Source organism: Pelomicrobium sp. G1 (assembly GCF_051905455.1).
In the GTDB taxonomy this organism is placed as follows: domain Bacteria; phylum Pseudomonadota; class Gammaproteobacteria; order Burkholderiales; family UBA6910; genus Pelomicrobium.
This window is the reverse complement of record NZ_JBQACR010000009.1, coordinates 76,890-98,826: the sequence shown is the minus strand read 5'-3', so window position 1 is coordinate 98,826 and position 21,937 is coordinate 76,890. Positions and strand designations below refer to the sequence as shown.

The window sequence follows — 21,937 nt, the reverse complement described above, 5'->3', positions numbered from 1 at the left end:
CTCACCAGAGCTTCCACCAGGGCTTGCGCGACGGGCCGCCCGCCAGGTAGACGCTGCCGGGGAAATTCTGCTCCAGCACCCGGCGCGCGTCGTCCCGCAGCTTGGGCATCCCCAAGGCGTCGTAGGCGCGCACCATGATGGCTAGCGCCTCCTCCAGGGCCGGGGCCTGGGGATAGTTCTCCAGCACGTACTTCGCCCGGTTGGCCGCTGCAACGTAGGCTCCCCGGCGTAGGTAATAGCGGGCTACGTGCATCTCGTGGGAGGCCAGGGCGTTCACCAGGTAGTTCATGCGCGCCCGGGCGTCGGCGGCGTAGCGGCTTTCGGGAAAGCGCGTCACCAGCTCCCGGAAGGCCTCGAAGGCCTCCCGCGCCGCCTTGGGATCCCGGTCGCTGAAGTCGTCGCCCCCCAGGGCGGAGAAAATGCCCAGGTCCGACTGGAAGTTGACCAATCCCTTGAGGTAATAGGCGTAGTCCACGTTCGGGTGGTTGGGGTGCAGCTTGATGAAGCGGTCGGCGGCGTTGATGGCGGAGGCCGTCTCCCCGTCCTTGTAATAGGCGTAGGCGATCTCCAACTGGGCCTGCAAGGCGTAGCGGCCGTAGGGATAGCGCGCTTCCAGCTTCTCGTACAGTTTGACGGCGTTCTGGTAATTGCCGCTGTTGAGCTCCTCCTTCGCCTCGGAATAGAGCCGGCTCGCGGACCAGCCCTCGGTGGGGTCCCCTTCCGCGGGCAAGAGCCCGCAACCCGAAAGGAGGGCAAGCAGCGCGGCGGCCGCAATTCCACGGGCGCAAGCCCGCCGGGATCGGCGGGCGCGGCTTGCAAGTACACTATCGGCCATGGCGGATTCCTCGCTTTCTCCGGCGGATTATAGCGCAGCGCCCTCCCCGCCCCTGCGGCGCCTGCGGGTGGGAGAGAACTGCGCCGGCTTGCGCCTCGACCAGGCCCTCGCCCGGCTCCTGCCGGAATATTCCCGGAGCCGCTTGACCCGTTGGATCCGCGACGGCGCCGTGCGGGTGAACGGGACGCCCCGGGCGGCCAAGGACCGGGTATGGGGTGGAGAGACGGTGGAAGTGGCGCTCCAGCCGGATCCCTGGGAGGCGGCCTACGCCCCCGAGGGACGGCCCCTCGCCATCGTCTACGAGGACGAGGAGATCATCGTCATCGACAAGCCCGCCGGCCTGGTGGTCCACCCCGGCAGCGGAAACTGGGGGGGCACCCTGCTCAACGCCCTGCTCCACCACGCCCCCGCCCTGGCTGGGCTTCCCCGAGCGGGCATCGTCCATCGCCTGGACAAGGAGACCAGCGGGCTGCTGGTGGTGGCGAAGACCCTGGCGGCTCACGCCCACCTCCAGCGGGCCCTGGCCGAGCGCCGCATCCGGCGGGAGTACCTGGCCCTCGCCCTGGGGACCCTACCAGGCAGCCGTACGATCGAAGCGCCCATCGGCCGCCATCCGGTGCACCGCACCCGCATGGCTGTGGTGGAGCCGGGCAAGCCCGCCCTCACCCACGTCCGGGCCCTGGAACGGCTTCCCGGATGCACCCTGATCCTGTGCCGCCTGGAAACCGGTCGCACCCATCAGATCCGGGTCCATCTCCATTCCATCGGCCATCCCCTGGTGGGCGATCCCGTGTACCGGGGGACGCCCAAGGGCCCCGCCGCGGCCCTCCTCGCCGCTTTCCCGCGGCAGGCCCTCCACGCTGCCCGGCTGGTCGTCCCCCACCCGGCCGGCGGGCGCGAGCTGGAGCTGGAGTCGCCGCTGCCCGCCGACATGGCGGCCTTGCTGGAGAGGCTGCGGCGCTCACCATGACGGACGATTCGCTTCAGCCCATCCTACCCGACTGGCCCGCGCCGGACCGGGTGCGGGCGCTCGCGACTACCCGCACCGGGGGCGTGAGCCGCGGCCCCTACGCGTCCCTCAACCTGAGCGAGCACGTGGGGGACGACCCCCGGTGCGTCGCGGAGAACCGGCGCCGGCTGCGGCGGTGGCTGCCCGCCGAGCCCCGCTGGCTCAAGCAGGTCCACGGCGCCACGGTCGCCCGCCTCGACCCGGCCGCAGCCCGCGGCACGCCCGAGGAGAAAGAGGCCGATGCCGCCGTGACCCGCACGCCCGGCGTGGTGTGCGCGGTGCAGGTGGCCGACTGCCTGCCGGTCCTCCTATGCGACCGGGATGCCACCGTGGTAGGCATCGCCCACGCCGGATGGCGGGGATTGGCCTCCGGCGTGATCGAGCGCACGGTGGAGGCGATGGAGGCGGATCCCGCCCGGCTCCTGGCCTGGCTGGGGCCCTGCATCGGCCCCGACAGCTTCGAGGTGGGCGACGAGGTACGGCAGGCGTTCCTGCGCCACGAGACCCGGGCCGCCTTCGCCTTCCTGCCCCGGGACAACGGCAAGTGGCTCGCCAACCTGCCGCTGCTCGCCCGCCAGCGCCTGGACGGCTGCGGGGTGCGGGCGGTCTACGGGGAGGAGGACTGCACCTTCAGCCAACCGCAACGCTTCTATTCCTACCGGCGAGACCGGGTCACCGGGCGCACGGTGGCGCTGGTGTGGCTCACCGATTGAGCCTGCGGTGCGGCTATAATGCGCCGTTTCGCCGCTGCGTCCTTTCCATGTCCCCTTTTGCCTGGATCATCGCCGCCAGCCTCACGGGCGGCCTCTTGAGCGTGCTGGTGGCGGGAGCCCTCACCCTCGCCGCCCGCGCCGCCTGGATTCCCTGGCTGGTGAGCTACGCCATCGGGGCGCTCCTCGGCGCAGCGTTCCTGGAGATGCTGCCGGAAGCCATGGCCCATGGCAGGAGCATCGAGCAGACGAGCGGCATCGTGCTCCTCGGCATCGTGGTGTTCTTCGTGCTGGAGAAGCTGGTGCTGTGGCGCCACCACCACACCCACCATTCGGACGGCCACGACCCGGCGCTCCTGCCCGGGGCCCGCATCCGCAGCGGCATCCTCATCCTCATCGGCGACACCATCCATAACTTCGTCGACGGGATGCTGATCGCCGCCGCCTTCCTCACCAACCTGCACCTGGGCATCGTCACGGCGCTGGCCATCATCGCCCACGAGATTCCCCAGGAAGCCGGCGACTTCCTGGTCCTGCTCCATTCCGGTTTCAGCAAGGCCAAGGCCCTGCTCTTCAACCTGCTCTCCAGCATGGCCATGCTCCTGGGGGCGCTGATCGGCTACGCGGGGCTGGAGAGCATGCGGGAGCTGGTGCCGCCGCTCCTCGGGTTTGCCGCCGCCAGCATGATCTACGTAGCGGTGGCGGACCTGATCCCGGACCTGCACCGTACGCCGGCGCTCAAGGCCGGCGCCATCCAGGTGCTGCTGATCGCCCTGGGCGTGGGATCGATCTGGGCAGTCGGGGCGCTGGTGGGCGGCCACGCCCATTGACAGGCTAAAGAGGCGGCGCCAAGAATAGCTGGGGCTGCGTCCCCGCGCTTTCACCGCACATTCACCCCATGGCTGCGCCCGATCATTCGGCTGGGCCCGCTGCGCCGGCCTCTTCTTCCGGAGGGACGATGGACGCGGGCCGACCAGCGAAAGGCCCCGCCCCCCGCAAGAACGAACCCCAGGCGCAGGCCGCAAAGGGTGCTGGCGCTCCCGTCCCGGAGGCTTCCCCGGCGCTGAAGGTGGCGCTGGATCCCGCCGTTTTGCTCAAGGCCCTCCACCGCCCGCCCCTGGCCGGCGGGGAGATCCTGAGCGCCGTGACGGCCGGGCTCGCCCACGAGCTGGAACGGTGGCTCGACCTGCAAAACCGCTACGGCCAGCGCCACCTGGCGCTGTGGATGCGCCTGCTGGCGGGGCAACTGGGCGCCGAAAGCGACAAAGAAGAAGCCAAGCCCGACCGGCGCTTCCGCAGCCCAGAATGGCGCCGGGAACCCCTTTTCGACTATTTGCGGCGCGCCTACCTGCTCAACGCGGAATGGTTGAACGCCGCCGCGGCCCAGCTTCCCCTGGATGAGGTAGCCAAGCGCAAGGTGCAGTTCTTCACCCGCCAGTGGATCGAGGCCCTCTCCCCCGCCAACTTCCCCGCCACCAATCCGGAAGCCTTGAAGCGGGCCGTGGAAACCGAAGGGGAGAGCCTGCTGCGGGGCCTGAGGAATCTCCTCGCGGACCTGGAGAAAGGGCGCCTCTCCATGACCGACGAATCGGCCTTCGAGGTGGGCCGCAACCTGGCCATCACGCCGGGCGGAGTGATCTACCAGAACGAGGTCATGCAGCTCATCCAGTACGCACCGTCGACGCCCCGGGTGCACGCCCTGCCCCTGCTCATCGTGCCCCCCTTCATCAACAAGTACTACATCCTGGACCTACAACCCGAGGATTCCTTCGTGCGCTTCGCGGTGGAAAACGGGCTCACGGTGTTTCTCATCTCCTGGCGCAACATCCCCCCCGAGCTGGGACATCTCACCTGGGAGGACTACCTGGAGCGGGCCGTGTTCCAGGCCATGGAAGTGGTGGGCGCCGTGGCCGGCGCGCCCCAGATGAACCTGCTGGGCTTTTGCGTCGGCGGCACGCTGCTCGCCACCGCCCTGGCGGTGCTGGCCGCCCGGGGGGACGAGCGGGTGAAGTGCGCCACCTTCCTCACCACCATGCTGGACTTCGAGGACCCGGGGGAGATCTCGGTGTACATCGACGAAGCCTACGTGGCGAGGAAGGAAGCCGAGTACCGGGAAGGCGGGGTCATGCGGGGCGCGGAGCTGGCCGCCGCCTTCGCCAGCCTGCGTCCCCAGGATCTCATCTGGCACTACGTGGTCCACAACTACCTGCTGGGGGAGACGCCGCCCCCCTTCGACCTCCTCTATTGGAATAGCGACGGGGCCAACCTGCCGGGGGCCCTCTATTGCTGGTACGTGCGCCACATGTACCTGCAGAACGAGCTGAAGACACCAGGCGCCCTCACCCTCTGCGGCGTGCCCGTAGACCTGGGAAAGATACGCGTTCCTACCTACTTCCTGGCGGCCAAGGAGGACCACATCGTGCCGTGGCGCGCCGCCTATGCCAGCGCGCGGCTGCTTTCTGGCAAAATTGACTTCATCCTGACGGCGAGCGGCCACATCGCTGGGGTGGTGAACCCGGCGTCGAAGAACCGGCGCAACTACTGGATCAACAAGTTCCGGGCGGCCACTCCCGAGGGCTGGCTGGAAGGCGCCCGCTCCGTGCCCGGAAGCTGGTGGAAGCACTGGATCCGCTGGATCAAGCGGCGCAGCGGCCCCACGGTGCTGGCGCCCGCGGGAGTCGGCAGCGCAGCTTATCCCCCCATCGAGCCGGCGCCCGGGAGCTACGTCAAAGCGCGGTTCGAATGAGCGAGGTCGTCCCAAGCCGATTTCTCGCAGTACCGGAGCAACCACAGGAGGACATACCATGGCACAAAGAGTCGCAGTGGTCACCGGCGGGATGGGCGGGCTGGGCGAATACATCTGCATGCGGCTTGCCGACCAGGGCTGCAAGGTGGTCGCCACCCACTCTCCGGGCAACAAGAAAGTGGCCGAATGGACCGCCGAAATGAAGGCCAAGGGCTACACGTTCTACACCGTGGGGGTGGACGTGGCGGACTACGAGTCGTGCGCGGCCGCCATGCAGCAGGTGCAGAAAGACGTGGGGCCGGTGGACATCCTGGTCAACAACGCCGGCATCACCCGGGACATGACCTTCAGGAAGATGACCAAGGCCGATTGGGATGCGGTGATCCGCACCAACCTGGATTCCTGCTTCAACATGACCAAGCAGGTGTGCGACGGCATGGTGGAGCGGGGCTGGGGCCGCATCATCAACATCTCCTCGGTGAACGGCCAGAAGGGCGCCTTCGGCCAGACCAATTACTCGGCCGCCAAGGCCGGCATGCACGGCTTCACCAAGGCGCTAGCCCTGGAAGTGGCGAAAAAGGGGGTGACGGTCAACACCATCTCGCCGGGCTATATCGGTACCAAGATGGTCCTGGCGATCCCCCAAGATGTGCTGGAGAGCAAGATCCTGCCCCAGATCCCGGTGGGACGCCTGGGCAAGCCGGAGGAAGTGGCCGGCCTGGTGGCCTACCTCGCTTCGGACGAAGCAGCCTACGTGACGGGGGCCAACTTCGCCATCAACGGCGGACAGCACATGTACTGAGGGAAACGGGCGTTCTCCACGCCCGCGGTCTCTCCTTTCGCCATCCAAAAAAAAGCCCCGGTGGTTGCCCACCGGGGCGTCAGTTCCTTTATCTGAGGAGAGAGTCCCCAGGATAAAGGAGGAGGAGGAGCCGTTTCAGTCCTTCTTGGCGCTGCCGGTCGCTTTCTTGACCGCCTCGCCGGTGGCGGCGGTGGCGGCCTTGACGCCGGCGTCCGCCAGTTCTGCCATCTGCTTGGCCGCCTTGGTCATGGTATCCAGGGCGGTTTGAGCGGCGGCGATGGTGGTCTTGAGGGCCGTGACCGCGATCTCGCTGCCCGGCGGCGCGCCCGCGCTGGCTTTTTCCAGGGCGCCCTGCATTTCCTTGCCCACGCTCTGCATCTGCTGCTCGAACAGCTTCGCCAGCTCGCCCTGGGCTTGGGAGGCCACTTCGTAGACGCTGCGGGCGTACTTGAGCGCGTTCTCGATGTTCGACTCGGCGATCTTGAGCCTGAGGCTCGCCGCGCTCTGCACGTCCTTGGCCTCGGCCAGGGCGCGGGCGGTTTTCGCGTACTCTTCCATCGCGGCGCGAGCCGCCTCCAATTGCAGGCGGACCAGCTTCTCGGCGCTGTCCATGGACAGCTTGGCGAACTTCAGGGCCGCTTCCACGTTGCCTTTGCCCAGATCGGAAAACTGCTCAGGAATCTTGACCATGATAACCTCCATCGCTCCTTCGGCGGATGCTCGAAAAAACCTTGTTGCTGCATTGCACAATTCCATTGTAGGCTGCTGGAAAGGCTGCTGTCAAGGATTATTGCGCAGTGCAGCAAAAAGGCTGCCCGGCCCCGGTTCTCCCGGGCGGTTCCGAGCGTCCGCGGGCTTGCTGTATTTATAGCAGGCTTTCTGTAATATATTGATTTGTCTTTTGTTGCGGGTGCCGCCATGAGCGAAGGGGTCCGTCTCATCAAGAAGTACCCGAATCGCCGCCTGTACGACACGGCGGCCAGCAGCTACATCACCCTGGCCGACGTCAAGCAGCTCGTTCTGGACCACGTGGAATTCCGGGTGGTGGACGCCAAGACCAACGAGGATTTGACGCGCAGCATCCTGCTGCAGATCATCCTGGAGGAGGAAAGCGGGGGCGTGCCCATGTTCTCCCGGGACATGCTGTCCCAGATCATCCGCTTCTACGGCCATGCGATGCAGGGGATGATGGGCAGTTACCTGGAAAAGAACATCCAGACCTTCATCGACATGCAGAAGCGGCTGCAGGAGCAATCCAAGGCCATGTACGGGGAGAATCCCCTTTTCAACTCCGACGCCTGGGCCCAGTTCCTCAAGATCCAGGGTCCCGCCATCCAGGGATTGCTCTCCAATTATCTGGAGCAAAGCGCCAACCTGTTCCTCGAAATGCAGCAGCAGTTGCAGAAGCAGACCCGCAACCTCTTCGGCGGCTTCCCATTCCCCGGCTTCCAAACGCCCAGCGAGCCCGAGTCCAAGCCGTCATCCGCGCCTGACACCTCGAGCGCGGGTGAATCCACGGAGCAGGGCAAGAAGAACCCTTAAAGCGCCGTCCCCTGGCTCGCAGCACGATGTCTCCTGCCCGCCGCCTTCGCCGCCGCGCGCCCCGGGTCGGTTTCGTCTCCCTGGGCTGTCCCAAGGCCCTGGTGGATTCCGAGCGCATCTTGACCCAACTGCGCGCGGAGGGGTACGACATCGCGCCCACTTACGACGGCGCGGACCTGGTGGTGGTCAACACCTGCGGCTTCATCGAAGCCGCGGTGGAGGAATCCCTGGCGGCCATCGGCGAAGCCTTGGCAGAGAACGGGCGGGTGATCGTGACCGGCTGCCTGGGCGCCAAGGGGACGCTGGTGCAACGAACCCACCCCCGGGTGCTGGCGGTGACCGGCCCTGAGGCCCTGGACGAAGTGATGGCGGCGGTGCATCGCCATCTCCCCAAGCCCCACGATCCCTTCCTCGATCTGGTGCCGCCCCAGGGACTGCGGCTCACGCCCCGCCATTACGCGTATCTCAAGATTTCGGAGGGGTGCAACCACCGCTGCACCTTCTGCATCATTCCGTCCCTGCGGGGCGACCTGGTGAGCAGGCCCGTCGGCGAGGTGATGCGGGAGGCGGAGGCGCTGGTGGAATCGGGCGTGAAGGAGCTGCTGGTCATCGCCCAGGACACGAGCGCCTACGGGGTGGACGTGAGGTACCGCACCGGCTTCTGGAACGGCCGGCCGGTGAAGACCCGCTTCGCCGACCTCGTTCGGGCTCTCTCCGGGCTGGGGGTCTGGGTCCGGCTACACTACGTCTATCCCTATCCCCATGTGGACGAGGTGCTCCCCCTGATGGCGGAAGGCAAGGTCCTGCCGTACCTGGACGTGCCGTTCCAGCACGCGAGCCCGCGCATCTTGAAGCTCATGAAGCGCCCCGCCAGCGGCGAGGACAACCTCCAGCGCATCCGCGCCTGGCGGACCCAGGTGCCGGGGCTCACGATCCGCAGCACCTTCATCGTGGGCTTTCCGGGGGAGACGGAGGCGGAGTTTGAGGCGCTGCTCCGGTTCCTGGAAGAAGCCGAGCTGGACCGGGTGGGCTGCTTCGCCTACTCGCCGGTGGAGGGCGCCGCCGCCAACGCCCTGCCCGATCCCGTGCCGGAAGAGGTGAAAGAAGCGCGGCGCTCGCGTCTCATGGAGGTCCAGGCGCGGGTGAGCCGCAAGCGGCTGGCCCGCAAGGTGGGCGCCAGGATGCCTGTCCTGATCGACCAGGTGACCCCGCGCCACGCCCTGGGCCGCGGCCCCGGCGATGCGCCGGAGATCGACGGCGTCGTGCGGGTGGAGGGAGCGTCTGGGCTCAAACCGGGAGACCTGGTGGAAGTGACCATCACCGGCTCGGACACCCACGATCTGCGCGCCATCCCCGTTGGACGGGCGCCGCAGCAGGTCGCGCGGACGGCAGCAGGCTGACACCCGTCTCGGAATCAACCAAGGATGAGCGGGTAACGCCGCCTTTGTCCGTGAAAATCCGTGTCCATCCGGGCTAGCCTTTCTTCCCCGTCTCCCCTCCCCGCAGCGCCGCCGACTGGGCGTTGAAGAGCTCGGTGAGCTGGCGCAGGAACTCGTTCAACGGGGCGGCGGCAAAAGGGTTGGGAGCGAACGCCCGGGCGAAAAGGTCAGCGGTGGCGCCGCCAGCTGGGTAGGACGTCAAGAGGCGCTGAAAGGTCTGCATCATCTCGGCGTAGCTCGCGCCGATGCGGGACAGCTCCCGCACGTTGGCCACGAACACCTCCGATTCCCCACCGCCGATCACCTCGTTGATGCGGTACATGAGGGCCCGCCGGGATTCCCACGGGTCGTTGCTGTTGGCGAGATAGACGCGCAGGTCCTTGAGCAGGGTCTGGACGTTTTCCGGAAGCTGTTCCATCGGCGTCTCCTCATCGGCTTTCATTCTCTACGAGTATGGCCCGGGGAGGTGAGGAAGGCCAGCACCTCCTCGAGGCGGCGGGTGCGTCCCATGGGGGGCAGGCTCGCCAGGATGCGGCGGCCGTAGGAGCGGGTGAGGAGCCTCGGATCGCAGATCATGAGCACCCCCCGGTCGGTCTCGCTGCGGATGAGGCGTCCCGCGCCCTGCTTCAGGGTGATCACCGCCTCCGGGAGCTGATAGTCGTTGAACGGGTCGCCCCCCGCCGCCCGCAAATGCTCGAGCCGGGCGGCGAACACGGGATCGTCGGGCGGCGCGAAGGGCAGCTTGTCGATCACCACCACGGACAACTGCTCCCCTGGCACGTCCACGCCCTCCCAGAACGACTGGCTCCCGAGCAGGATGGCGTGGTTCGCGTTGCGGAAACGATCCAGCATGGCCGAGCGGGATCCCTCCCCCTGGAGCAGCACGGGATAGTCCAGGCCCTCCCGCGCCAGGGCTTCCTTGAGCAGCCCGTGGGCCCGCTGCATGGCCTTGAGGGAGGTGAACAGGAGAAACGCCCGTCCCCGGCTCGCTTTGAGCACCGGCAGCGCCGCCCGGGTCACCGCCTCGGTGTGGTCCGAATGGGCCGGCTCCGGCAGTCCCTCGGGCAGGTATAGGAGGGCGTGGTTCGGGTAATCGAAGGGGCTTTCCCAGCTCGCCGTGGCCGCCCCGTCGAGCCCCAGCTCCCGGCAGTAATGGTCGAAGCGGCCGGCAACGGACAAGGTGGCCGAGGTGAAGATCCACGCCCGGGGCGGGCTCGCGATCTGCCGGCTGAAGACGGAGGCCACCGAAAGGGGCGTGCGGTGAAGCTGCAGCGCCTGATGAAAGGCCTCCACCCAGCGCACCGACTCGTCCGCCTCCTCCGACCGCCAGCGGACGAGGAGGGCCGAGAGTCGCGCCGCCCGCTCATGGCAATGGGCCAGGCCCTCGGCCCGGGCCACCTGGGATTCCAGCAGGCGCTCGAGCCGTGCGAGGGCCTCGGCCACTGCGTCCAGCGCGGGGCCAAACCCGGGCCGCTCCATGGCCTGGCGGGCGGGCCACCGGCCGGGGGCCTCGCCCACCGCCAGGCGAAGATCCCGGGCGGCCTTGTCCAGGGCCTGGGCCGCCTCGGGCAGGCGCTGGAAGTCCCGGGCCGCCGCCGCGCCTTCCGCCCGGGCGTCCCGGGCCAGCTCGATCAATTGACCGCTTCCTACGCTTTCGCCGAAGAAAAGGGTGGCGGTCTCCGGGAGCTGGTGAGCCTCGTCGAACACCACCGTGTTACACGCGGGCAGGAGCTCCGCGACGCCCACGTCCCGCAGCACCAGGTCGGCGAAAAAGAGGTGGTGGTTCACCACCACCACGTCCGCCGCCAGCGCTGCGCGCCGGGCCCGCATGAGGAAACAGCGGTCGTAATACGGGCAGCCGGTCCCCAGGCAGTTGTCCCGGGTGGACGTGACCGCTGGCCACACGGGGGAGTCCTCGGGCACATCGGGTAGCTCCGCCCGGTCCCCGGTCCCGGAAACGGCCGCGAATTGGCGCACCCGCTCGAGGTGGGCCGCCGCTTCCCGGCTGGCGAAGCGAGCTTCCGCTAGGCTGCGCTGCAGATGGTGCTGGCACACGTAGTTGGCGCGTCCCTTGAGCAGGGCCACGGTCACCGGAAGCCCCAGGGCGGCCCGCACCGTGGGCAGGTCCCGGTGGTAGAGCTGGTCCTGGAGCGTTTTGGTTCCAGTGGAAAGGATCACCTTGCCGCCGCGGATTAGAGCGGGCACCAGGTAGGCGAAGGTCTTACCCGTGCCGGTGCCCGCCTCCGCCACCAGGATCCGGCGCTCCTCAATGGCTCGGGCGATGACGCTCGCCATCTCCAGTTGCTGGGGCCGGGCACGATAGTGGGGAATGCGGCGGGCGAGGGGCCCGTCCTCGGCGAAGACGCGCTCCAGATCGAGCATGACGGCGGAGAGTTTCTCCGCGAGTCTACCATGGCAAGGGCCGTGCGGCTCGCGCCCAGGTTCCTTAAAATCCGGGTGAGCCCTTTTCGTCTCCGGTTTGCATGAACGCGGCCAACGCCATCACCCTGCTCCGGCTGTGCCTGGTGCCGGCTCTCGCCTATTTCCTGCTGCAGGGGAACCACGCCCTCGCCTTCTGGGCGTTCGTGGTCGCGGCGGCGAGCGACGCCCTGGACGGCTTCGTGGCGCGCCGCTTCGACCAGCGCACCTCCATCGGGGCGGTGCTGGACCCCATGGCCGACAAGCTGCTGATCTTTGCCACCGTGCTGGGGCTCGCCTGGATCCAGGTGCTGCCCCTGTGGCTCGCGGCCCTGATGCTGGGCCGGGACTTTGTGCTCGTGGTGGGCGCGGTGAGCTACCGCCTGGCGATCGGCTCCTACCACATGCAGCCCACCGTCTTGGGGAAGACCTGCACCTTCTTCCAGTTCGCCCTGCTGCTCCTGCTGCTCGCGGACGTCGCCGGCTACGTGGAGGCGGAGCCCGCGCACGCGCCCCTGTTCGCCCTGGTGGCCCTGTTCACCGTGCTCTCCGGCGTCCATTACGTCTGGCTGTGGGGCCGCAAAGCGGCCCGGCACGAAGGCTGACGCCGGCGAGCGGGTCCTTGATTTCCATCAAGTCCCCGCCGGGGCGGCCGTGTTTAAATGGGCCCCTGCTTCAGGCCGCCGGGCCCCCATGGAAATCGTCTACTTCACCGTCGTCGCCATCGGGCTGTACTTCCTCGCCGACTGGATCCTGGATCGCCTCGAGCGCGCCCGCGGCGCCCGGTTCGAGAATCGGAGCCTCGTTTATTTCGCCATCATCCTGCCCCTAGCCGTGTTCACCTTCTGGCTCATCAACACCCTCTCCGGCCCGTGAGCGGGCGATGGCGCGGCCTGGAGGTCACCGCCAGCAGCACCACCAGGATGAACAGCAGCCCGCCGGCGACGGCGACGAGCCCGCCCAACCCCATGAGGCCCATGCCCGCCGTGCGGCCGAAGCCTTCCAGCACCTCGGCGCTTCCCGCCATCTTCCGCTGCACCCCGTAGCCTCCGGACCAGAGCAGCCCCAGGATGTGGAGGAGCTGGCCCCCGCCGTAGAGGTAGCACTGCCAGGTGGCGAGCACCGGCCTGGGCGCGGCGAAGCCCAGCCGCGGCAGCAGATGGTAGGTGATCCCCATGAACGCCAGGGTCACCCCCACGATGCAGCCGTGGTAATGGGCCGGGATCTTGACGTTGCTGCCCTCGATGGCGAGACCGATCGCGCCCCCCGTTCCGAAGAGGACCAGGGAGACGAGGAGGGCCGCCCGCAGCGGGCGCTCTTCGGCGCCCGCGGGAGGCGCGCTCCCCAGGGCGAGCGCCATGGCCAGGGCGAAGGGCAGGATCGCCAGCCCGCCGCCGAATCCCATGAGCCAGGTGTGCCAGCGGTGATATTCCACCGACGTGATGTCGTGGGCGAGATGGATCAGGGGCGTGCCGAACACCGAGACCAGGCCGACCCCGAACAGGAGCAGGACCACACGGGGCGTGAGGGGTACCCGGGCGCCCGCGGCGCCGGCGAGCCACAACCACGCGACAAACATCAGAAGCGTGTAGGTGAACTGGAGCACGTGCCCGCCGCTCCAGAACAGGAGCTCGTAATAGGCCTTGCCCTCGAGCCCGGCCGGGACGAGAAAGTATGACCAGGCGAAGGCGAGCAGGGCCACCGCCGCCGACACCACCGAGGCATTCAAGCCGAAACGCAGGGCCGCGGCGCCGTCGGGACGCTTTCCCACCGGCGGCACGGCAGCCATGCTGCGCACGGTGAGCAGCGCGAAGCCGAGGCCGAACACCGAAAGCCCGGCGAGGAACAGGGGGCCGTCCAGCACCGGAACGTAGTTGCTCATCACCGCGGGCTCGCGGGCGAGGAACGGGGCTGCCGACATGAAGAGCGTTCCGGCGACGGCGAAGACGAAAGCGACCCAGCCCAGGGGCAGCCACCGGGGCGTGCTGTTCAGGGTCCAGAACACGCCGGCGAAGGCGATGAACCACACCAGCACCGAGAGGTCCACGTGGACCACCAGGGCCACGTGGAAAAAGTCCACCAGAGGGAAGACGTCCTTCACGTAGGGAGCCCGCGAGAGCACCAGCAGCACCGAGAAGAGCCCCGAGAGGATGAGCGACACGAGCCCGAGCCCGAGCCAGACCATCGCCAGGATGCGCCGCGCCCCCGTGGGAATCGGGAGCGCGTATCGCCCTCCCGCGGCACGCACCGAAGATGGCAGCCGGCGAACCGCGGCCTGAGCCAGCGCTCTCATGGGAGCAAAGCCCCGTCTCTCCGGTGGTCGAGCCCCCGCTCCGCGGCCCTGGGCGGCGCCCGAAGGGCCGCGACATGGGCACGGAAGCGCTCGAGCTCGTCCGCCAGCCGGTGGAAGTCCCGGGGGCCGGCCCAGAACACCCGCAACCGCTCGGCGGGAACGTTGCGGCGCAGATGGGGTTCCCGCTGTCCGCGGAGCCGCTCCTCGGTCCACCGGTTGCCCAGCCGGAAGGCGCAGTCCCCCTCGCGGCAGCCGGTCACCAGCACGCCGTCGGCGCCGCCCCGCAGGGCGTATTCGATGAAGGACGGGGGCAGCATCCCGGTACACAGCAGGCGGAAGGCAGCAATGCCAGGCCCGCGCAGCCGCTCCACATCGGTGCCCCAATCGCAGCCGAAGACCACGATCTTGGGCCGCCCTTCCAGGGCCGCCACCGCGCGCTCGAGCCGCGCCCGCAACGCCCCGATGGGAAGCTGGGGCATGTCGATGCCGGTCACGAGGGGGGCGGCGCTGCGAAACGGTGTGGAGGAGGGGCACGCTCCGGCGCAGATGCCGCACCCGGCGCACAGCTCCGGCAGCACCACCGCCTCCCGCGGCGCCCGGCGCCCGTCGCTGCGGGGCCGCAGCACCACTGCGGCGTACGGGCAATCCTCGTGGCAGCGCCCGCAGCCGTTGCAGTTGGCGAGGCTCACCTGGGCCACCGGCGAGCGCGGGGGATGGGGCAGCAGGGGCAGCAACAGGAGGAGCAGCGCGATCGCGCCGCCGAGGATCCAAACCCCGGCCGGCGACCAGGCGTAAACGGCCGGGAAAGGAAAGAGGTAGAACCAGTCGAACCTAAGCTCCGCGGGAACGATGGCCAGATCCGCCGGCGCGTGGCTCGTGACCGGCTTGAGGAGGGCAAGGGCGATCAGCGCAGCGAGGGTGCCCAGGGCCAGCGGCCGGGGGGGATGCACGACCGGGCGGCTGATGCGCTGGACGTGGATCCAGGCGAGGAGCAGCAGGGCGAGGGGCAGCCCCAGGTGGAGGAACATGGCCAGGGTGAAGAAACGGTCGGTCACGTCGCCGGGGGTGAGGAAGTTGCGCGCCAGGGGCTCCGAGAAGAGCGGCAGCACGTCCAGCCACTCGGCGGTGGCCAGGGCCGCGAACTGCGCGAGCCGGTCCCACACCAGCCAGAAGCCGATCACGCCGGAGGCCAGGGCGAGGGGGAGCAGTGGCACTCCCGTCACCCAGGAAAACCAGCGGAAGCCGTGATAGCGTCCGGCGATCCATTCCTTCGCCAGATGCAGCAGCATCGCGATCATGAAGGCGTCGGACCCATAGCGGTGGAGGCTGCGGGCCACTCCGCCCAGGTACCACCGCTCCCGGGTCAAACGCTCCACCGAGCGATAGGCGCGCTCCACTCCGCTTTCGCTGGACGCGTAGAGATAGACGCCGGAGACCACCACTACCCAGAAGAAGAAAAAGGCGAGTGCCCCCAGGTGGCGCCAGGGGTTATGGGCGGGGGTGAAGGCGCGGTCGAACAGGGCCTCGAGGGTCTGCAGCCCGGCGAGCAGGGCCAGGCGCAGGCTCGAGCCGGAACGAGCCTCATGGCGGAGCGGGCTTTCGTCCACCATTTCAGCGCGGGCTTGAACGGGAGTGGAACAGGAACCCGCCCTGCTCCGCCTGGAAATCGATCACCAGCGCGTCCCCGGGCTCGAGGGTCATCGTGGCCTCGGCCACGTGGCTAAAGCCCTCGGTGCGCCGGTCGTTCAGCCGCGCGACGAAGCGGTGAGGGCCGGCCGCCACCGGTTGCCGCCAGTAGACAATGGAGGCGAGATCCTTGGCCAGGCCCGAAGGCGGCGCCGTGGTGCGCAGCAGGAGCTCGCCGTCCATCTCCAGCTCCACCGTGACGGGCACCCGCTCCCGCGGGCAGACCAAGGGGGCCCGCATGTTGGGCGGGAGCTTCGCCAGCTCCTCCGGCGTGCGCTCGCGGCATTCCTCCCTGCGCTCGCCGGCATGACGGATGGACAGGCGCACCAGAGCTTGATCCGGCTCCAGGTGGCGATACGGCGGGTCGGTGGAGAAGTAACCGACCACGGCCATGAAGGGCACGTAGAGCAGCCCCTGGGCCGCGTAGCGCAAGAGGTTCACGCGGCGCCTCCCAGCTTGACCAGCTCGGCCCCTTCGCCCCGCAGGTGGGCGCTGGTGCGGAACGCGTCGGAGAAGCAGTCGTCGGGGTGCAGCCCCCGGGCGATGAACGCCGGGTGCGCCGCCTCCACCATGGCCACCGAACCGCAGGCGTAGATCTGGTGGCCGGCCAGGTTGGGAAAGTCCTCCAGGATCGCCTCGTGCACGAGCCCGGTGCGGCCCTGCCACTGGTCTTCGGGTTCGGGGGCCGAGAGCACGGGCACGAACTTGAAGTTGGGGTGCTCCCGCTCCCAGCGCTCCGGCAACTCTTTCATGTACATGTCCTGCAGGCGCCGGGTGCCCCAGTACAGGATCATCTTCCGCTTGAGCCCCACGTGGAAAGCGTGCTCCAGCATCGCCTTCACCGGCGCGAAGCCGGTGGCGCCGGCGACGAAGATGATGGGCTTGTCCGAGTCCTCCCGCAGGAAAAAGGCGCCCAGGGGCCCCTCGAAGCGCACCACCTCTCCCTCCCTCATCTCGGTGAACACGTGGGTGGTGTACTTGCCGCCGGGGATCCAGCGGATGTGCAGCTCGATCAGGTTTTCCGCTTCGTGGGGCGCGGTGGCGAAAGAGAAGGAGCGCTTCTCCCCGTCCGGCAGCAGGATGTTGATGTACTGCCCCGGGTAGTACCGGATTCTCTCCCCTCCTTCCAGCTTGAGGAACACCTGCATCACGTCCTCGGCGAGCCGCCGCAGCTTGTGCACCCGGGCGGTGTAGACCCGGGGCGCGATCCCGCCCGGCACCTCCACCGGCTGGTACTCGATCTCCAGGTCGGAGAGCGGCGTGGCGCAGCAGAACAGGGCCTTCCCTAGGCGCCGCTCCTCCTCGGTCAACGCCGACGGCTGATAGGCGCCGTGATCCACCGCGCCGTACAGGATCGTGCCTTTGCACTGCCCGCAGCCGCCGCTGCGGCAGTCGAAGGGCACCGGCATCCCTTCCCGCAGCGCCGCGTCCAGCAGGCTCTCCCCCTCCCGCACCGGGATGATGCGGTTGTCGGGATGCACCATGACGTGATAGCCCTCCTTGGGCCCGCGGCCCCGCTTGGGGGGCAGCCACGGCAGCAGCAGGAACAGCAGGGTGGCGCCGCCGACGAGCAGCCACACCTCCCCCGGCGACCAGCGGTAGATCAAGGGGTAGACGGCCAGGTAGAACCAGTCGAGGTCGATCTCGGTGATGGCGGTGGCAAGGTTGGCCGGCGCCTGGCTCTCGACCGGCTTCACCAGGGAAAGGGCCACCAGCGCCACCACCAGGGTGACGGCGATGGGCCGTGGCGGGTTGGTCTTGGCCCGAGGCACCCGCTGCACGTGCACCCACAGCAGGAACAGCACTGCGAGGGGAAGGCCGATGTGGATGAAGGAGAGCAGGCTGAACAGCCGGTCGTTGACTCCCTCGGGAAAGATGAAGTTTCGGATCAGGCTGCCCCTGAAGATGGGTAGCCAGTCGAACCACTCGGCGGTGGCGGTCACCACGAACTGGGCGAGCCGGTCCCAGGGCAGCATGTAGCCGTTCACCCCGGAGGCGTAGACCAGCCACAGGACGATCACGCCGCTCACCCAGGAAAACCAGCGGAAGCTGCGGTAGCGGTCGAAAAGGAAATGCCGCAGCATGTGCAGCAGCATGGTGAGCACCATGGCGTCGGAGGCGTAGCGGTGGATCGAGCGCATGATGCCGCCCAGGTACCACTGCTCCTCGCTCAGGGACTGGACCGAAAGGTAGGCCTCGCTCACGCCGGTCTGGAAGAAGGCGTAGACGTAAAGGCCGCTCGCCACCACCACCCAGAACATGAAGTAGCTGATGGCCCCGAGGTAATAGAGCGGGTTCAAGCGGTCGCCGAAGGCGGCGTTGAACACCCGCTCCGCCTGGAGGAACGCCCACTGACCGGCGCGCTGCACGTATCTCAACATGCTGGAAAGCTTACCCGCGGGGGGCCGCGGAGCGTTTGATGTGGGTCAAGCCTGCGGCGGCCGGGAGCCGCGGCCCCGGCGCCGCTCGTGCACGATGAACCCGATGGTGAGCGCAGTAGCGAACAGGGCGCCGAAGAGCTCGTAGAAGATCTGGTAGTTCAAGCGGTAGGTGCCGGACGCCGGATCGTAGATCGTGCACAGGAGCCGCACCCGCTCCACCAGCTCGGAGAGGGTCGCCGGCGCCCGCGGCCCGTCGGTGAGGAGGTGCCTGAGGGGCTCGACGAGCTGGGGAATGTCGAACGCGTCCCCGTACACCTGGGCGTAGATGCGGCCGTCCTGGTCCACCACCGTCGCCTGGAGCAGGTGATCGAAGCCCTTGGGCGTCTGCACGTAGCGGAAACCGAAGTCCCGGGTCAGGGCCTCAAGGGTCTCCGCGTCGGGGCTCAGGAACTCCCAGTTGGGAAGATCCACCCCCTGCTGCCGGGCGAAGGCGGCCATGGCCGCCGGCGTGTCGAAGGGCAAGTTGAAGCCGATGGTGACCACCGCGAAGCTATCCTGGCCCAGGCTCTCCTGGGCCACCCGCACGGCCTTGACGAGGAACCGGGTGGTGGCCGGACAGACCTGGTAGCAACCCGTGTACACGAAGCTCACCAGCAGGGGCTTGCCCCGGTAGGAGGAGAGGGTCACCCGCCGGCCCTGCCGGTCGGTGAAGGCGTAATCGCCGACGGGCCGGCCGATGGCCGCCTGGCTCGCCCGCAGCGCCTCCTGGGGGTCGAGGCCGGGCGTCCCGCCCGTCTCCGCCGCGCCGTCTCCGCCGCTCGCCACCAGCGCGGCGAAGACGATCGCGAGGATAAGCCGGGCCGCGGATCGCCCCATGGCCCTTACCCTGCCACGGCCCCGTCGAGCAGCGCCGCGCCGAGGAGCAGACCCAGTTGCAGGAGGGAGGCGTGGAAGTTGGCCATGGCCGTCGCCCGGCTGGGGGAGCGGGCGAGGGCCGCGCTTTTCGCCAGGAACCAGGCGCCTCCCGCGGCGGCGCCGGCCAGATAGACCCACCCCAGACCGAAGAACGCCGGCAGCAGGGACACCGCCACCAGGGCCATGGCGCTGCGGAAAATGATCTGGGCGCAGCGGGCGTCCCCCACCACGCAGGGCAGCATGGGTACCCCCACCGCCTCATAGTCGCTGCGGTAGGCGATCGCCAGGCTCCAGAAGTGGGGCGGCGTCCACAGGAACAGCACCGTCGCCAGCAGGAAGGGCGCCGCGGGCAGCTCCCCCGGCGCCGCCGCGGCGGAGCCCGCCAGCACCGCGAAGCTTCCGGCCAGCCCGCCGATCACGATGTTGAGCCAGGTGCGGCGCTTGAGCCACACGGTGTACACCACGGCGTAGAAGAACGCGCCTAGGAAGACGTAGAGCGCGGCGTAGGCATTGAGGGCCAGGGCCGCGGCGCCCACGGCGGCGATCGCCATGGCGGCGATGAGGACGAGCCACGCCGGCCCGTGCTGGAGCCGCCCAGTGACGAAGGGGCGGCGCCGCGTGCGTCCCATGCGCGCGTCCATGTCCCGCTCCACGAACTGGTTGAACGCGCCGGCGCTGGCGGAAGCCATCACCACCGCCAGGGCCAGCACCGCCACCTGCCACCCGGCGAGGGGCGGTCCCGGCGTCACCGCCAGGCCGGCCAGGGCCGTGAGCCCGATCGGTAGCCCGATGCGCAGCTTGAAGAGATCGAAGAACAGTCTCGCCCCGTCACGCATGGCCATTCCCGTCCGTCAGCTCAGCGGCCACACCGAGGACAGGTACCTCCAGTTGACGAAGTAGTACAGCACGAACGACACCAGCAGCACCATCGCCAGGACGAAGGTGCCGGGGGCCGCCATATGGCCCGCGCTTCCATGGCCGGTCAGCGACACGGCCACCGGTTGCGGCGCCGGGGCAGCGCCCTCCCGGGCGCTCACGCGCTTGAAGTCCGGGGTCTCGATGCGCTTGCCGAAGAACACCGACCACACGGTCACCAGGATGTAAATGGCCCCACCCACGACGGCGAGGATCCCGGCGAGGGCCATGAGGCCCACCATCAGGTAGGCAGTCCCGGGCCACTCGTGGGGCAGCAGGTTGCCCGCCATGGTCATATCCCAGTGGCGCCGGGGCACCCCCAGGGTCCCGGCGCCCATCATGAACAGGGAGAACACGCTCATGCCGATGCCGAAAACGTAGGGCTGCCACTGGGCCAGCTTGGGAAAAGCCAGCTCGCGCCGGAAAAGTACCGGGATCAGGAAATAGGTGAGGGCCATGAACGCGAGCGTGGTGCCCACCACCACCGTGGCGTGGAAGTGGCCCGGCACGTAGAAGGTGTTGTGCATGAGCAAGTTTAATTGCTCAGTACCCAGGACAACGCCAGAAATACCGCCGAGGAAGCCGAATCCCACCAGGGAGATGAACATCCCGGAGAAGACTGGGTTGCCCCACGGCGCCTTTCTCAGCCATTCGAACAGCCCCTTGGTGTAGCCCTTCTCCCGCTGCGCCAGCTCGATGGCCCCGGGCACGGTGAAGCCGTGGACCATGGAGGCCAGCACCGCCAGGTAGAACGCGTAGCTGGTGTTGAAGATCTTCCAGTTGGACGTGAGGCCCGGATCAGCCAGCAGGTGGTGGGCGGAGGCGAGCTGCAGGAACAGGATGTAGAGCAGAAACGCCCCGCGGGAGACTTTTTCGTTCATGGGCCGGGCGCCAAACACGATGGCGGCGATGGCGTACCACACGGCCACGTGGGCGGAGACGTTGATCTGCTGGGACGAGTGCCCGAACGCCCACCACACCGTGCGGTACATGAGGGAGTCGATGTAGCCCACCAGCCCCACCGACCACAGGAAGGTTGGGATCAGGATGATGGCGCCGCTGGCGATGGTGAAAATGGCGATGATGCACGCGGTCAACGCGCCGAAAGTCACGAGCGGCACCGAGCCCACGTAGGTCTTCTCCGCCTTGGCCACCGCCAGGGTGCCGAGAAACACGAAGCAGCCGATCAGCGCCCCCACCGCGAACAGGATCAGGCCCAGGTAGAAGGTAGGGTGGGCTCCCATGGGGGCATAGGAGGTGAACATGACGCTGGAATCTCCGCGCCATACCGCGTAGTTGTTTAGCAGCGCGCCAGCCACCATGAGCCAGAATCCGAGCCACGCCATGTGGGGGGTGGCAAGGCGGCACCTGAGCAGGGTGGAGGCAGCGAAATAGAGGACCGCTATCTCGAAGAAGATGATCCAGAAGACCAGCATGTTGAGGCCGTGGGCGGTGAGCGCCTGGTAGAAGGCGTCCGCCGGCAGCAGGTGCACTGCGGGCCAGCGTGTGAGCACCACCAGGAGCCCCAGGATCCCGCCCACCAGCAGCGACACCACCGCGGCCACCGCGTTCCACCGGATCAGGGCCTCCGCCGGCTGATGGAACTGCAGCCCTGTGCTCGGGCAGGTTCGAAACATCCGGTTGATCGCCATGGCCTCCCCCTTACTTGACCACGTACAGCTTGCTGGTCATGGTGTGATGGTTGATCCCGCAGTATTCGTTGCACACGATGGAGTAGGTGCCTTCCTTGGTGGGCGTCACCGTCAACACGTGCTCGTAGCCGGGATGGACCTGGATGTTGATGTTCTCGGGCTGCAGGGAAAAGCCGTGCAGCCAGTCCATGGACATGAGGTGCAGCCGGTAGCTCTTGCCCGCCTCCAACTCCACCAGGGGCCACCACTGCCACAGGCGGGCGATCAGATAGACGTCGCTGCCCGCAGGCGGGTGCACCACGGGAATTTTCTGGTCGGTCTCGGTGCGCACCGTGTACTTGTCCACCATCTCCTGGGTCTTCCGGCTGAAGAGCTCGGGGGTGGAGCGGTACGCTTCGTTGGACAGGTTCTGTTTTCCGTACACATGCCAGTAGGGCATCATGAAGAACATGATGAGACCCCAGATCAGGGCGAGCACGATCCAGGTGATCTCGACCTTGTCGACCGGATCCTTCCACCAGACGCGGTTCTTCGGTGGGTCGATGGCAGTGGGCATGGCGTAAACTCCCCTTCTGTCGGTTCCGTGTACCGGCA

General features: G+C 68.1%; 21 protein-coding genes. 9 read left to right on the top strand and 12 right to left on the bottom strand.

Going from position 1 to position 21,937, the window contains the following annotated elements:
- Position 1: 1 nt before the first annotated feature.
- On the bottom strand, positions 2–835 hold the full coding sequence (locus tag ACTFO6_RS10365) for an outer membrane protein assembly factor BamD (protein WP_439934388.1): 834 nt from the start codon (positions 833–835) through the stop codon (positions 2–4).
- Here ACTFO6_RS10365 and rluD point away from each other — a divergent pair.
- From rluD to ACTFO6_RS10340, 5 genes are all read left to right on the top strand, one after another.
- Positions 834–1,805, top strand: a complete 972-nt coding sequence (rluD, locus tag ACTFO6_RS10360) for a 23S rRNA pseudouridine(1911/1915/1917) synthase RluD (RefSeq protein WP_439934387.1) — start codon at positions 834–836, stop codon at positions 1,803–1,805. The genes ACTFO6_RS10365 and rluD overlap by 2 nt on opposite strands.
- A complete protein-coding gene (gene pgeF / locus ACTFO6_RS10355) occupies positions 1,802–2,557 on the top strand; it encodes a peptidoglycan editing factor PgeF (RefSeq protein WP_439934386.1) in 756 nt (251 codons plus the stop codon). The genes rluD and pgeF overlap by 4 nt, the downstream gene beginning before the upstream one ends.
- A gap of 47 nt (positions 2,558–2,604) precedes the next feature.
- Positions 2,605–3,384: a ZIP family metal transporter gene (locus ACTFO6_RS10350; protein WP_439934385.1), complete on the top strand. Its 780-nt coding sequence runs from the start codon at positions 2,605–2,607 to the stop codon at positions 3,382–3,384.
- A gap of 128 nt (positions 3,385–3,512) precedes the next feature.
- Positions 3,513–5,300 (top strand): PHA/PHB synthase family protein, encoded by a 1,788-nt coding sequence (locus ACTFO6_RS10345; RefSeq protein ID WP_439934384.1) that lies wholly within the window; start codon positions 3,513–3,515, stop codon positions 5,298–5,300.
- Positions 5,301–5,358: 58 nt separating this feature from the next.
- Positions 5,359–6,102, top strand: coding sequence for a beta-ketoacyl-ACP reductase (locus ACTFO6_RS10340; RefSeq protein WP_439934383.1), 744 nt, complete (start codon positions 5,359–5,361; stop codon positions 6,100–6,102).
- 135 nt (positions 6,103–6,237) lie between these two features.
- Here ACTFO6_RS10340 and ACTFO6_RS10335 read toward each other — a convergent pair whose 3' ends face one another.
- A complete protein-coding gene (locus ACTFO6_RS10335; protein ID WP_439934382.1) occupies positions 6,238–6,792 on the bottom strand; it encodes a phasin family protein in 555 nt (184 codons plus the stop codon).
- Between the two features lie 228 nt (positions 6,793–7,020).
- On the opposite strand from ACTFO6_RS10335, the gene phaR reads away from it, so the two are divergent.
- Together phaR and rimO are read left to right on the top strand one after the other, a co-directional pair.
- A complete protein-coding gene (gene phaR, locus ACTFO6_RS10330; protein ID WP_439934381.1) occupies positions 7,021–7,644 on the top strand; it encodes a polyhydroxyalkanoate synthesis repressor PhaR in 624 nt (207 codons plus the stop codon).
- A gap of 26 nt (positions 7,645–7,670) precedes the next feature.
- On the top strand, positions 7,671–9,044 hold the full coding sequence (gene rimO, locus ACTFO6_RS10325; protein ID WP_439934380.1) for a 30S ribosomal protein S12 methylthiotransferase RimO: 1,374 nt from the start codon (positions 7,671–7,673) through the stop codon (positions 9,042–9,044).
- 73 nt (positions 9,045–9,117) lie between these two features.
- Here rimO and ACTFO6_RS10320 read toward each other — a convergent pair whose 3' ends face one another.
- Together ACTFO6_RS10320 and ACTFO6_RS10315 are read right to left on the bottom strand one after the other, a co-directional pair.
- Positions 9,118–9,501: a hypothetical protein gene (locus ACTFO6_RS10320; protein ID WP_439934379.1), complete on the bottom strand. Its 384-nt coding sequence runs from the start codon at positions 9,499–9,501 to the stop codon at positions 9,118–9,120.
- Positions 9,502–9,521: 20 nt separating this feature from the next.
- The gene (locus ACTFO6_RS10315; protein ID WP_439934378.1) at positions 9,522–11,465 is read right to left on the bottom strand and encodes an ATP-dependent DNA helicase; all 1,944 of its coding nucleotides are present in this window, start codon (positions 11,463–11,465) and stop codon (positions 9,522–9,524) included.
- A 101-nt stretch (positions 11,466–11,566) separates the two neighbouring features.
- On the opposite strand from ACTFO6_RS10315, the gene ACTFO6_RS10310 reads away from it, so the two are divergent.
- Together ACTFO6_RS10310 and ACTFO6_RS10305 are read left to right on the top strand one after the other, a co-directional pair.
- A complete protein-coding gene (locus tag ACTFO6_RS10310) occupies positions 11,567–12,106 on the top strand; it encodes a CDP-alcohol phosphatidyltransferase family protein (RefSeq protein ID WP_439934377.1) in 540 nt (179 codons plus the stop codon).
- Positions 12,107–12,194: 88 nt separating this feature from the next.
- Positions 12,195–12,377, top strand: coding sequence for a hypothetical protein (locus ACTFO6_RS10305; protein ID WP_439934376.1), 183 nt, complete (start codon positions 12,195–12,197; stop codon positions 12,375–12,377).
- On the opposite strand, the gene ACTFO6_RS10300 is transcribed toward ACTFO6_RS10305, so the two are convergent.
- From ACTFO6_RS10300 to ACTFO6_RS10265, 8 genes are read right to left on the bottom strand one after another with little or no spacing between them, the layout of a single operon-like run.
- Entirely contained in the window at positions 12,355–13,794 is a 1,440-nt protein-coding gene (locus ACTFO6_RS10300) for a cbb3-type cytochrome c oxidase subunit I (RefSeq protein WP_439934375.1), read from the bottom strand. The genes ACTFO6_RS10305 and ACTFO6_RS10300 overlap by 23 nt on opposite strands.
- Positions 13,791–15,404, bottom strand: a complete 1,614-nt coding sequence (locus ACTFO6_RS10295; RefSeq protein ID WP_439934374.1) for a hydrogenase iron-sulfur subunit — start codon at positions 15,402–15,404, stop codon at positions 13,791–13,793. The genes ACTFO6_RS10300 and ACTFO6_RS10295 overlap by 4 nt, the downstream gene beginning before the upstream one ends.
- A 1-nt stretch (position 15,405) precedes the next feature.
- Positions 15,406–15,921: a hypothetical protein gene (locus ACTFO6_RS10290; RefSeq protein WP_439934373.1), complete on the bottom strand. Its 516-nt coding sequence runs from the start codon at positions 15,919–15,921 to the stop codon at positions 15,406–15,408.
- Positions 15,918–17,861 (bottom strand): cytochrome b N-terminal domain-containing protein, encoded by a 1,944-nt coding sequence (locus tag ACTFO6_RS10285; protein WP_439934372.1) that lies wholly within the window; start codon positions 17,859–17,861, stop codon positions 15,918–15,920. The genes ACTFO6_RS10290 and ACTFO6_RS10285 overlap by 4 nt, the downstream gene beginning before the upstream one ends.
- Positions 17,862–17,906: 45 nt before the next feature.
- Entirely contained in the window at positions 17,907–18,737 is an 831-nt protein-coding gene (locus ACTFO6_RS10280) for an SCO family protein (protein ID WP_439934371.1), read from the bottom strand.
- Between the two features lie 5 nt (positions 18,738–18,742).
- A complete protein-coding gene (gene cyoE, locus ACTFO6_RS10275; protein ID WP_439934370.1) occupies positions 18,743–19,612 on the bottom strand; it encodes a heme o synthase in 870 nt (289 codons plus the stop codon).
- Between the two features lie 15 nt (positions 19,613–19,627).
- Entirely contained in the window at positions 19,628–21,343 is a 1,716-nt protein-coding gene (locus tag ACTFO6_RS10270) for a cbb3-type cytochrome c oxidase subunit I (protein ID WP_439934369.1), read from the bottom strand.
- Between the two features lie 10 nt (positions 21,344–21,353).
- Positions 21,354–21,899 carry a cytochrome C oxidase subunit II gene (locus tag ACTFO6_RS10265; protein WP_439934368.1) on the bottom strand — a complete coding sequence of 182 codons (546 nt, stop codon included), beginning with the start codon at positions 21,897–21,899 and terminating at the stop codon, positions 21,354–21,356.
- Positions 21,900–21,937 lie beyond the last annotated feature (38 nt).